Annotated in this window: 8 protein-coding genes and 1 tRNA gene; 2 read left to right on the top strand and 7 right to left on the bottom strand. The window is 67.6% G+C overall.

Translation table 11 applies throughout. The features are described 5' to 3' along the window. Positions 1-8: 8 nt before the first annotated feature. Positions 9-1,685 (bottom strand): energy-dependent translational throttle protein EttA, encoded by a 1,677-nt coding sequence (ettA, locus tag C1A30_RS01745; RefSeq protein ID WP_101946543.1) that lies wholly within the window; start codon positions 1,683-1,685, stop codon positions 9-11. 69 nt (positions 1,686-1,754) lie between these two features. Next, positions 1,755-2,204, bottom strand: a complete 450-nt coding sequence (locus tag C1A30_RS01740) for a single-stranded DNA-binding protein (protein ID WP_101946542.1) — start codon at positions 2,202-2,204, stop codon at positions 1,755-1,757. A gap of 152 nt (positions 2,205-2,356) precedes the next feature. Here C1A30_RS01740 and atzF point away from each other — a divergent pair, with 152 nt between their 5' ends. Then, positions 2,357-3,970: an allophanate hydrolase gene (gene atzF / locus C1A30_RS01735; protein WP_101946541.1), complete on the top strand. Its 1,614-nt coding sequence runs from the start codon at positions 2,357-2,359 to the stop codon at positions 3,968-3,970. A 60-nt stretch (positions 3,971-4,030) separates the two neighbouring features. Here atzF and C1A30_RS01730 read toward each other — a convergent pair whose 3' ends face one another. The 5 genes from C1A30_RS01730 to C1A30_RS01710 are packed head-to-tail and all read right to left on the bottom strand — an operon-like array spanning position 4,031 to position 12,272. Then, complete coding sequence (locus C1A30_RS01730; protein WP_235009605.1) at positions 4,031-4,765, bottom strand: class I SAM-dependent methyltransferase; 735 nt, start codon at positions 4,763-4,765, stop codon at positions 4,031-4,033. Next, positions 4,762-6,765: a cytochrome c oxidase assembly protein gene (locus tag C1A30_RS01725; protein WP_235009604.1), complete on the bottom strand. Its 2,004-nt coding sequence runs from the start codon at positions 6,763-6,765 to the stop codon at positions 4,762-4,764. Before C1A30_RS01725 ends, C1A30_RS01730 begins: the two co-directional genes overlap by 4 nt. Positions 6,766-6,796: 31 nt before the next feature. Next, entirely contained in the window at positions 6,797-9,145 is a 2,349-nt protein-coding gene (locus C1A30_RS01720) for a glycerol-3-phosphate 1-O-acyltransferase (protein ID WP_101946540.1), read from the bottom strand. Beyond that, on the bottom strand, positions 9,142-10,791 hold the full coding sequence (locus C1A30_RS01715) for an HAD-IB family hydrolase/lysophospholipid acyltransferase family protein (protein ID WP_101946539.1): 1,650 nt from the start codon (positions 10,789-10,791) through the stop codon (positions 9,142-9,144). The genes C1A30_RS01720 and C1A30_RS01715 overlap by 4 nt, the downstream gene beginning before the upstream one ends. Continuing rightward, the gene (locus C1A30_RS01710) at positions 10,788-12,272 is read right to left on the bottom strand and encodes a wax ester/triacylglycerol synthase family O-acyltransferase (protein ID WP_101946538.1); all 1,485 of its coding nucleotides are present in this window, start codon (positions 12,270-12,272) and stop codon (positions 10,788-10,790) included. The genes C1A30_RS01715 and C1A30_RS01710 overlap by 4 nt, the downstream gene beginning before the upstream one ends. Positions 12,273-12,401: 129 nt before the next feature. Here C1A30_RS01710 and C1A30_RS01705 point away from each other — a divergent pair. Continuing rightward, a tRNA-Arg gene (locus C1A30_RS01705) sits at positions 12,402-12,474 on the top strand. The last annotated feature ends 46 nt before the right edge of the window (positions 12,475-12,520 follow it).

The raw sequence follows: 12,520 nt of genomic DNA, 5'->3' as shown, positions 1-12,520 counted from the left end.
TGGCGACACTAGTCGCGCGTGAGGCGGCGGTGGGTCACCCTGTGCGGACGGGCCGCATCGATTCCAAGACGTTCCACTTTGTTCTCTTCGTAGGCCGCGAAGTTGCCTTCGAACCAGAACCATTTGGCCTCGTTGTCGTCGTCGCCCTCCCACGCGAGGATGTGCGTGCAGGTGCGGTCGAGGAACCACCGGTCGTGCGAGATCACCACCGCGCATCCGGGGAAGTTCTCGAGCGCGTTCTCCAGCGAACTCAGCGTCTCCACGTCGAGGTCGTTGGTGGGCTCGTCGAGCAGGATCAGGTTGCCGCCCTCTTTGAGGGTGAGCGCCAGGTTGAGCCGGTTGCGTTCACCGCCGGACAGCACTCCGGCAGGCTTCTGCTGGTCCGGGCCCTTGAACCCGAACGCCGAGACGTAGGCCCGCGACGGGATCTCGTTCTGGCCGACCTCGATGTAGTCGAGCTTGTCGGAGACGACCTCCCAGACCGTCTTGGTCGGGTCGATGCCCGCCCGGCTCTGGTCGACGTAGGACAGCTTCACGGTGTCGCCGACCCTGACCGTACCGCTGTCGGGCTCCTCCAGGCCGACGATGGTCTTGAACAGCGTCGTCTTACCGACGCCGTTGGGACCGATCACGCCGACGATGCCGTTGCGGGGCAGCGTGAAGGACAGGTCCTTGATCAGCGTGCGGCCACCGAAGCCCTTGTCGAGGTGCTCGACCTCGACCACCACATTGCCCAGCCGCGGCCCGGTCGGGATCTGGATCTCCTCGAAATCCAACTTCCGGGTCTTCTCGGCCTCGGCCGCCATCTCCTCGTAGCGCTGCAGACGGGCCTTGCTCTTGGCCTGGCGCGCCTTGACGCCGGAGCGGACCCAGGCCAGCTCGTCCTTGAGCCGCTTCTGCAGCTTGGCGTCCTTGCGGCCCTGCACCGCGATGCGCTCGGCCTTCTTCTCCAGATACGTCGAGTAGTTGCCCTCGTAGGGGTAGGCGCGGCCGCGGTCGAGTTCGAGGATCCACTCGGCGACGTTGTCCAGGAAGTACCGGTCGTGTGTGACGGCCAGGATGGCGCCCTTGTACTCGGCCAGGTGCTGCTCGAGCCACTGCACGCTCTCGGCGTCGAGGTGGTTGGTCGGCTCGTCGAGCAGCAGCAGATCGGGCTTGGACAGCAGCAGCTTGCACAGCGCGACGCGGCGCCGCTCACCGCCGGACAGGTTGGTGACCGGTTCGTCGGGCGGCGGGCAGCGCAGTGCGTCCATGGCCTGCTCCAGCTGGGAGTCGAGGTCCCACGCGTCGGCGTGGTCCAGCTCCTCCTGCAGCCTGCCCATTTCCTCCATGAGCTCGTCGGAGTAGTCGGTGGCCATCAGTTCGGCGACCTCGTTGAAGCGGTCGAGCTTGACCTTGATGTCGCCGAGGCCCTCCTCGACGTTGCCGCGCACGGTCTTCTCCTCGTTCAGCGGCGGCTCCTGCTGCAGGATGCCGACGCTGGCGCCGGGGGCCAGCAGCGCATCGCCGTTGTTGGCGGTGTCCAGCCCGGCCATGATCCGCAAGACGCTCGACTTGCCTGCCCCGTTCGGACCGACGACGCCGATTTTCGCGCCAGGAAGGAAGTTCAGGCTGACGTCGTCAAGGATCACCTTGTCGCCGTGCGCCTTGCGGACCTTCCGCATCGAATAGATGAATTCGGCCATTGCCGTTGATTTGCCTTTCGCGAGTCTTTGGTACTGCTCGCGGACCATCGTAGGCGTGGCCGAACATGGCTATGCGGACAGAGGCATCGGCTTCTCCTCTTCGGCGTCGACCACCGCTTCCTCGGCCGACTCGTCCGCCGTCGGGCCGCCGTCGCGCAGGGAAGGCGTCTTCTCGATGATGCGCACGATCGACCGCGCCAGATCAGGCCCGACGGAGGTGGCACGCATCTCGAGGTTGGACCGGCGGTTGCCGTCACGATCGTCGTATTCGCTGGTGTAGACGTGTCCGACCACGATCACCGGGTCACCCTTGCGCAGGGCCGCGCCGACGCCGGTGACCAGCTTGCCCCAGCAGTTGACGGTGACGAACAGCGAATTGCCAGGTTCCCAGTTGCCGTCGGCGGTCCGCCTGCGCGAGTTGCTGGCCACCCGGAACTTGATCACCTCCTGGTCGCCGACTCGGCGGCCCTGCGGGTCGTTGACGATGTTGCCGACGATGGTGATGGGCGTCTCGAACATTGCTGATTCCTCTCATTTCATCGAAACCGCGACGCGCGTCGCACCACCATTGACCGCCGCGGCCCCGACACCACGGCCCGAAGCGGCCAGCGCACCGCCTCCCCTGTGGATGAAGTGCGCGCTGTGGATCGATCGGCCTTAGGTTGATCGTCATGACGGTGTGGATCACTCGCAGACCCGAGGCCGAGGTGGCGGCCGAGCTGGACCGGAGCCAGGGCGCGCTGGCCGGGCTGCGGCTCGCGGTCAAAGACAATGTCGACGCCGCCGGGCTGCCGACCACGGCCGCCTGCCCGGAGTTCGGCTACCAACCCGAGCGGGACGCACCCGTCGTCGCGGCGCTGCGGGCGGCGGGCGCGGTGGTGGTCGGTAAGACCAATCTCGATCAGTTCGCGACCGGTCTGGTCGGCACCCGGTCCCCGCACGGTGCGGTGCCCGACAGTCGCAGGCCCGAATACATCAGTGGGGGGTCGAGCTCGGGATCGGCGGTGGCGGTCGCATCCGGTCAGGCCGACATCGCCATCGGCACCGACACCGCGGGTTCGGGCCGGGTGCCCGCCGGCCTGCAGGGCATCGTCGGAATCAAGCCGACGTTGGGGGTGATCTCGACCGAAGGCGTCGTGCCGGCCTGCGAGTCGTATGACTGCGTCACGATTTTCGCGGCCGACATCGAGCTGGCCGGCCGCGCGATGGGCGTGATGGCCGCAGGCGCCGGTGACCGGCCGTGGCCCGCCGACGTCCGGTTGGCGGCGCCGCCCAATCCCGTGGTCGCGATTCCCGGTGAGCTACCCGAATTGGACCGCGAATGGCGCGCGGCGTTCGACGCCGCCGTCGCCGTGCTGACAGAGGCCGGGGCGCGCATCGTCACCGTCGATATCGCGCCGTTCCTTGAGGCTGCCAAGCTGCTGTACGACGGCGCGTTGGTCAGCGAAAGATATGCGGCTGTAGGCGAATTCATCGACACCCACCCCGACGCCGCGCTGGATCCGACCGTGCGCCGCATCGTCACCGCGGCCCGCGACATCCCGGCGCACCGGCTGATCCGGGATCGGCGCGAGGTCGAGCGATTGCGCAAGGTGGCGATGGCCGAATTGGGCGGCGTCGACGCGCTGCTCGTGCCGACCGCGCCTACGCATCCGCGCATCGACGAAGTCGCCGCCGACCCGGTCGGCGTCAACTCACGGATGGGTACCTACACCAACTTCTGCAATCTGTTCGACCTGTGCGCGGTTTCTGTGCCTGCGGGCACCGCGGGGCAGGCGCAGTTCGGCGTGACGGTGCTGGCGCGCGCGTTCGAGGATGCGGTCGCGTTGGACATCGCCGCCCTGGTGACGGGACAGCAAGCACCAGAACAGGTTTGGCCGCTGGCGGCGGCGGACGCCGTCGAGCTGGTGGTGTTCGGCGCGCACCTGCGGGGCGGGCCGCTGGTGCATCAGCTCACCGACCTCGGCGCGCGCTGGGCGGGCGAGGTGACGACCGCGCCGCGCTATCGGATGTCGGTGTTGCCGACCGAGCCTGCCAAACCGGCGATCACGCGGGTGCCCGACGGTGCGCAGGGCGCGGCGTTGCTCGGGCACCGGTGGCTGCTGTCCCCCGCCGCTCTCGGCCGCTTCCTCGCGGCGTTGCCCGCGCCGATGCAACTGGGCAAGGTCGAATTCGACGACGGCACATGGCGAACCGCGTTCGGCTGCGACGGCGCCGCCGCCACCGGCCAGGACATCAGCTCGTACGGCAGCTGGCCGGCGGCGATCGCGGCAGGCGCGGTCTAGCCCCGTCGAGTGGCCAGTTATCGCACGCCGGAAGCGAAATCGCGTGTCATAACTGGCCAGTCACCGACGCTGCCAGATCGACACGTGTCGTGTGCTCTCGTGGGTGAACGGCCTTGTGTCCCAGTCTTCCCAGCGCTCGACCAGAGACATGCCTGCGATGCGCGCCATCAGGTCCAGTTCGGCGGGCCACACATAGCGAAACGGCATCGACCGCAGCCTGGCCACGTCGCCGTCCTCGTCGACGTAGTTGGACGTCATCGACTGTGTCGCACAGTCGTAGAGGTCGTAGGCCCAGTAGTCGTCGCCGACGTCGAACGGGACGGCCCGTTGCCCCGGCGGCAGCAGCCGTAGCGCGGGGACGCCGACCTCGACGACGAAGCTGCCGCCTGGCCGCAGGTGTTCGGCGGCGTTGACGAAACACGCCACCTGCGCGTCCTGGGTGGTGAGGTTGCCGATCGTGTTGAACACCAGGTAAGTCAGCGAAAACTCGCCAGGCACACGGGTTTCGGCGAAATCCCCGATCGTCACCTCGATCCCGGCTGCACCGGGCTTGTCCCGCAACCGGGCGACCATCGCCTTCGACAAGTCGATGCCGTGCACCTCGACACCCCGCCCCGCGAGCGGAAGGGCGATGCGACCAGTCCCGATGCCGAACTCCAGCGCTTTGCCGTCGCCTGCGAGTTCGGCCAACACGTCGACGATGCGATCGATGACGGCTTGGTCGTGCATGCCCGACGTCGCGGCGTCATAGGTAGCGGCGACCTCTTCGTCGAAGAACCCGTCGTCGGTGGTCACGTCGAACGGCTGTCCCGCTTGGCCAACTCCGACAGCATCGCGTTGTACGCGGTCAACTCCGCGTCGTCGTCGCGGTCGGCGGCCCGGTCCAGGCGTTTGGCGGTGCGCTGATCGCTGCGCCGCCACTGGATCAGCAGCGCGATCATCACCAGCACCAGCGGGATTTCGCCTGCCGCCCAAGCGATTCCGCCGCCCAGCCGCTGATCGCCGATCAGGTCGGTGTGCCAGCTCAACGCCAACGACCGGTAGAACGACGCGCCGAGCACGGTCTGCATCCCCATCAGCACCACACCGAAGAACGCGTGCAACGGCAGCGACGCGAACACCATCGCGACCTTGCCGAGTTGCGGTATCTGGCGCGGCGTCGGATCGACACCGATGACCACCCAGTAGAACAGGTATCCGCTGAGCAGGAAGTGCACATTCATCAGCACATGCGCGGCGTGGTTGCTCACGGCCGCATCGAAGATCCCGCCGAAGTAGAGGGCATAGAACCCGGCGACGAACACCACAGTGGCGACGACCGGATGGGTGAGAAACCGCGACACCCGCGAATGCAGCGCCGCCAGCAGCCATTCCCGCGGCCCCGGCGGCTGCCCGCGGCCTGCGGTCGGCAGGGCCCGCAGCGCCAGCGTCACCGGCGCGCCCAGCACCAGAAGCACCGGCACCAACATCGACAGCATCATGTGCGCCACCATGTGCATCGAGAACATCGCGGGCATGTAGCGGCCCAGCCCCGACGACGTGGTGAACAGCAGCGCCGCGCAACCGCACAGCCACGCCACTATGCGTCCGGTCGGCCAGGCGTCGCCGCGATACCGCAGTCGCCGCACCCAGAACAGATACAGGGCGGCCATCACGATCGCCGCGGTGCCGAAGATGAGGTCGAAACGCCAGTCGAACAGCACCCGCGCCACCGTCGGCGGCCCGTCGAAGCCGTACCCGATGGCCAGTTCAACGGGGCTCGGCTGGTACAGCGACGCCGGCGGCGGTGTGCGGCCCAGCCCGACCGCGATGCCGAACGTCGCACCGAACACGGCCGCTTCGATCAGAGCCAGCCGCAGCAGCGGCCCGCGCGCCTGCGGATCGGACTCGAGCGCCGCGAGCCCGCTGCGGCGCTGCCGCCATCCGATGAGACCAAGCACACACAGCGCGACGACCTTGCCCACCACCAGCCAGCCGTATCGGGTGTCGAACAGGTCCGCCGGCTGCATCCGCACCAGCGCGTTGATGACACCGCTGAACGCCATCGCCACGAAGCACCACAGCGCCAGCGCCGAGAACCGCCTGGCCGCCAGATCCGCATGCTGCCCGGATCGCAGCGCGTGGGCCAACAACGCCAGCAGGCCACCGGCCCACAGCGCGCCCGCGAACAGGTGGATCATCAGGCTGTTGGTGGCCAGATCATGCGCCCCGCCCGCCGACGAGTGACCCGTCAGGCCCAGCGGCACCAGCGACACCAGGGCGCCGGCCAACAGCACCGGTGTCCACCCCCACCGCAGTACCGGGAGGCTGGCCAGCGTGACGGCAGCCGCGATGAACGCGGTCCAGCGCCACGCGGTGGCGGTGTCGACGAGGCTCGCCGCCGACCAGATGGCCATCGGATTGAGGTTTTCGCTGACGGGGTGCCCGGAGACATCCGACACCGTCAACGGCACGAGTAACGCCGCGCACACGGCCCACACCGCCGAGGACGCCGCGCCGAGCCGCACCGCCCGATCCCCCGCGGCGCCGAGCACACCGTTGGGCTGCGGCGGCACCAAAAACGCCGCGAACAGGAACGACCCGACCGCCAGCACGGCGGCGATCTCCCCGGCCGCCCGCACGAACGGCAGGCCGTAGGTGGTCGCGGGGCCAGGGTCCGGCAGCCCGGTGGCGGTCAGCGCGTCGGCCAGCGACAGCGCTCCGATGCCCGCCGCGACGGCCCCGGCCAGTACCCCGACGCCGAGCAGCACAGGCCATACCGCGCTGCTGCGCACGCTGGAGGTCACGGTGGTCACCTGACCAGCGTATGGCGTCTCGCTGGGTGGCCTACGCGGGCTCGTTGCGCAGCGCCCGCCGCGCCTTCTCGCGCACATAGAACTGTTGGCGTGCGACCCGCTCGACCATGTCCATGTCGGCCAGGATGCCGCGCAGTTCGTCACGGAACGCCGCACGCCGCTGGTCGAGGTCGGCGGCGGGCTCGAGCAAATGCTGATCGGCAGCGACCTGACGAGCGGTGGCGAACAGCAGCGCCGACACCGATTCGTTGCTGCGCACTCGGTTCTGCGCGACGTACTGGTTGCCCAAGCCAAGCGCGCGCTTGGTCAGTTCCTTCTCGGCGATTTCGGCGGGCGCGTCGCGCAGCACGTCGGCGACGATCTTGTACGCCTCGAAGAACGGCCGCAGCATGGCGCCCGCCATCAGCGGGGATTTGGCCCGCAGCAGTTCCTCGACCTGCTGCTCACCCGCCGACACCTGCTCCTCCCAGCCGTCCTGCCAGGACAGCTCCTCGGCGACGTGTTCACGGAACGCCGCGGAATCGGCGAAGTAGAAGTCGAACTTGAGCAGATCACGCAACCGCATCACCTGCGACCAGAACGCCTCCAGCCGGTCGGATTCCGCACGGCCCGCGTGCACCAACGCCAACTCCACCAACGACGTCTCCAGGAATGCGTCGATCAGTGTGTTGCGGTAGAACGCCGCTTCGTGTTCGTCCTCGGGAGCGATCCGCCATACCGGCTCGCTGCCGCCTTCGACGCAGGTGACGGGATGCCGATTGGACAGCGCGTCGAGCGCGGCCCGGACACCGTCCTCCGTGCGTAACCGCAACGCGCTGTTGGTCATCGGGGTCTGCTTACGCTCGAGGTAGTCCAGCGACGGCTGCAGCGTGTGGTGGATCTGGCTCAGTGTCAACGCAATTCCGCGGGTGGTCAGCAGGAGCGCCGACACCAGCGCCGTCGCGTTGACCGGCGTCGCCCGCAGGATCCGCCACGACACCTCGAACGCCATCTTCTGCAGCGCAAGGCGTTTGGCCGCCTCGTCGGTGGTCATCGGGCCGTAGGGTTCGCCGAGGTACTCCCGCATCGACACGGCCTCGGGGAAGCGGACGTAGATCTTGCCGAAGTTGCGTTCCCCCTGCGCCTTGATGAAGTTGTACATCCAGGACAGGCTTTCGGGCGTCTTCTCACCGCCACGGGCATACGCCGCGTATTCCGCGGTCTCGTGCAACTGGTCGAAGCTGATCGACACCGGTTGCAGCAGGATGTCGTCGCTGCGGCCGTCCAGGTAGGCGTCGGCGACATAGGCGAGCAGACCGAGCTTGGGCGGCAACATCTTTCCGGTGCGGGACCGAGTTCCCTCGATCGACCAGCTCAGGTTGAAGCGCTTCTCGACGATGTAGCCGACGAACTGCCGCAGCACGTATTTGTACAGCGGATCGTCGAGTTTGCGGCGCAGGAAGATGACGCCGGAGTGGCGCATCAACGGGCCCATGAAACCGAACGACAGGTTGATACCGGCGAAGGTGTGCACCGGCGGCAGCCGGTTCTCCTGCATGGCCACCGGCACGATCACTCCGTCGAGGTAGGAGCGGTGCGAGAACAACAGCACGGCCGGATGATGTTCCAGCCCGCGTCGCATGGCTTCGACTTCGCTGCGGTCGTAGTCGATGTTCGGGTCGAAACCGCGGCTGAAGATGGCGCGGCCGAGGGACGGAATGAGGTCGACCGAGAAGCGGCTCCAGCCGGTGGACAGCTCGTCGAGCATCTCGCCGGCCTTCTCCACCGTCGCGCCCGGGATCTTCTCGAGGCCGTCGCGGAATCGGGCCGATGCCAACAGTTCCGGTTTGATCAGCCGGGGCGACTTGTATTCGGGGCCGAGCAGGCGCAGCTCCACGCGTTCGATCGCGAGGATCGCGCGCCGAATCACGAACCGCGCGAATTCCCTGGGGTTTTCGGCGACGGTTGTCTCGTTCCACTGCTGACGCAGTTCGGACACCTTGGCCGGTTCACCGGCGACCACCCTGGCGCGCGACGGGTCCTTCTTCAGGATCCGCTTCTGCAGCACCTCGGGCGGGCGGTAGGTGTCGCGACCGGACAGGAACGCCACCACTTTCGAGCGGGTCGGCAGCCCTGCGGGCACCCAGAACACCCGCACCGGGACGACCGACCGATCCTCGTCGGCCTCGAGTTCCTCGACGAGCCGGGCCAACGTGCCCGCCGACGGTTCCCCATCGGCGGGGAGCCGCAACACGTCGACCTTGGAATCGGGATGCTCACGTCGCTGCCGGGTCAGCCAATCCTTGAGCAGCTCCTCTTCAGCGGGTGAGGACACCGACGCGAGCACCAACGAGTCGTCGGTGGCGGTGAACGGTGCGAACTGGTCAGCGGAAACTTTCACGGGCGACCTTTCGCGGCAGCGTTTTTGGTCGCCTTCTTGGCCGGTTGCTTGGCGGCGGCCTTGGTCGCCGTCTTCTTCGCCGCAGCCTTCTTCGCCGGGGCCTTCCTGGCCGGAGCTTTCTTGGCCGCCTTCTTCGCAGGCGTCTTCGTGCGCTTGTACAGATCCGGCCCCGGCAGTTCGCCGTGCGGCCAGTCCTTCAGCGTGTCCAGATACAGCTGACGGACTTCGGCGATGCGCTCGGGGAGGTTCTCGTGGGTCCAATCGTCGACCGGGATCGGCGGGTACACCACGACGTCGACGGTGCCCGGGTTGAAGGTGCTCGAGTCGCGGGCGGCGATCACCTCGGCGTTGCGAATCACGATGGGCACGATGGGAATTCCTGCCGACATCGCGATTCGGAACGGACCCTTCTTGAACTCGCCCACCTCGGTGGTGTCCAACCGGGTGCCCTCGGGTGCGATCAGGATCGACAGCCCCTTGCGGGCCAGTTCCTCGACCTTCTTCAACCCTTCGACGGCCTTCTTGGGGTCGTCGCGGTCGATGAACGCGGCGTCCATGATCTTGCCCATGGTGCCGACGATCGGGTCGTTCTCGAGTTCCTTCTTGCCCACCGACGTGAAGTTGTCGTTCACCAGGCGTCCCGCGATCAGCGGATCGGCCTGATTGCGGTGGTTGAAGATGAACACCGCGGGTCGTTGGGCGGTCAGGTTCTCCTTGCCAAGCACGTTGAGGTTGACCCCGATGATGTCGAGCAGCGTCCGGCCGAACGTCGACGTGAAGAAGTTCACGCCGGTGCGCTTGTTGCGGGTCAGCAGTCCCAGGCCGAGCGCGCCCGCCGCGATAGGCACCATCGACGCAATGCCCGCAGCCGTCCGCAGCTGCGAAACCGGGCTGCTGCCACTGCGACTCGTGAAGCGCAGCACCGGCCAGCCGCGTTTGGCTGCGACGGCGGCGAGCTTGCCCGCGGGGTTGGTCGGCCGCGGATTGCCGACCAGATACATCAGCGCGACGTCCTCGTCGCCGTCGGCGTAGAAGTAGCTCTTCGACAGGTCCACGCCGTTCTTGGCGGCGAAAGCCTGGACCGCCCTTGCCTTTCCGGGCCCCCAGATGATCGGCGTGAGCACTTCACCGGTGAGCCGGCCGTTTTCGTCGGTCTCGAACTTGTTGCTCAGCACGTTCTTGATGCCGAGGAACCGCGCCACCGGCTCCACCTGAACGGTCAGCGCCGACGAGCTGAGCACCACGGTGTGGCCCCGCGCCATGTGAGCACGGACCAGCTCACGCATCTCGGGATAGATGCGGCTGACGATCTTCTGCACGAACAGCCGCTCGGCCAATTCGTCGATGTCGTCGAGGGAACTGCCGCGCAGCATGCGGGCGCCCTTGCCGATCAGGTCCTCGAACTCGGAGCGGCCCAGCTGATGGTTGAGCCCGGCCTGCACCATGCCGATGAACTCGCCGACCGACATTTGCCGCCTGCGCAGCCGGTCCTGGGTCATGATCACGCCGGTGAACCCGGCCACCAGCGTGCCGTCCAGATCGAAGAAGGCGCCGACCTCGGGCCCCTCGGGGCTGGCCTGGATCTCGGCGACCGATCCGGGCAGCCGCAGGGTTCGTGAGTTGGGCTGACCGTTGGCCGAAGTCATTGCGCCGCACTTCCATTCGGGGACACTGGGCTGGGCTCTGGGGCGTCGACGGTGAACGTCGCAGGTACGGCGCGGCCGTCGCCACCGAGCGCGAGCACCTCGTCGAAACCCGCGAGCAGGCACCGTGCCCACAGGTCGGGGTCGACGATCGACGCCCGGTCGTAGCGGGTGCTCACGGTGCAGTAGCCGGCCCGGGAGATCAGCACGACCATCATCGCCACGCCCGGCAACGGGCCGATACCGTACTGGCGCAACACCTTCGCGCCAGCGATGAACGTGTCGCCTGCGTAGACGGGCACGTTGCTGGCCTGCACGTCGGAGTTGACGATCGAACCGGCCATCGACTCGAGCACCGAATCCGGCATGAGCGTGAGCACGGGCGCGATGGCACCGACCATGTCGATCGCGCGTTCCTCGCGCTTACGGGTCATTTGGGACCGAATGTTTTTCATCCGCGCCTCGGGATCCTGCAGGCCGATGGGCGCGGCGAGGTTGACACCGGCAAATCGGTTGCCACCGGCGGGGTCCGCCTCGGAGCGCAGGTTGACCGGCACCGCCATCGGCAACGCGTCGATCGGCACACCCTTGGCCTCGTGATAGAGACGCAGGGCGCCACAGAGCCCGGCCAGATAGGCGTCGTTGATGGAGCCGCCGCCGGTCTTGGCGGCTTTGTGCAACGCCCCGAACTCGATGTCGATGGCGTCGCTGCGCGACGAGAGGCTGCGGCGTCGCAGCACCGGCGACGGCGGGGCGACCGGGCCGACGACGCGCGCACCGGACATCGCGTACTCGACGACGTCGCCCATCCGCGATATCGGGTCGCGGACCATCTCGCCGACCACGTGCGCCGCGCCGAACAGCACGCCGCGGACCCGGCCCGCGATGGTGCCTGGCAGCCGGTTAAGCCCTTGCCGCATCAGGTCATTGGGTGACAGGTCCTGAGGCACCGGCAGTGGTGGCGGCGGCTGTTTCGGCGGGTCACGTTCGAGGTCGTAGAGGTTGGCGAACATCTCGACACCGCCGACGCCGTCGGTGACGGCATGGCTGAGGTGCACCAGTTGCGCGGCGCGGCCTCCCTCGAGGCCTTCGACCAGCGTCGCCGTCCACAGCGGCCGCGAGATGTCCAGCGGCGACTGCGCAGCAATCTCGGCCAGGTCGAACACCTCGCGCATGGTGCCCGGTTGAGGCACCCGCATCCGTCGCACGTGGAAGTCGAGGTTGAAATCGGGGTCGACGACCCACCGCGGCGCCACGGTCGGCAGCGTCGGCATCACGACCTTCTGCCGCAGCCGCAACACCTTGCGTGACGCGCGCTCGAACCGGGCCCGGTAGGTGTCCCAGTCCGGGGTGGTGTCGAGCAACTCGATGGTCATGATGCCGGACCGGGTGCGAGGATGAGCCTCTCCGCGATGCAGTATCTGATCGAACGGGCTGAGTTCCTCCGGAAGACCGTCCGCGTCAAGATCCGGCACGTCACTCATGCTCGGTGCTCCCCTCCTTCACGCCGATGTGCTGCCACCACGCTAGTCCGCCGCCCGTCGGCACGCTGTGCGTTTATACCTGTTGCGGACGCGGGGTTCTGAGCGGCCGGGCGATACACTCACCGCGCTGCCCCCGTAGCTCAGCGGACAGAGCAGCCGCCTTCTAAGCGGTAGGTCGCAGGTTCAAGTCCTGCCGGGGGTGCGTTATCACCGCTGGTACGAGCGCATCGGGGCCGGTGCCAATCACC

It is taken from the genome of Mycobacterium sp. 3519A, from assembly GCF_900240945.1.
In the GTDB taxonomy this organism is placed as follows: Bacteria; Actinomycetota; Actinomycetes; order Mycobacteriales; family Mycobacteriaceae; genus Mycobacterium.
Note: the sequence above shows the minus strand (reverse complement) of the source record. Positions and strands in the feature narration are given on the sequence as shown.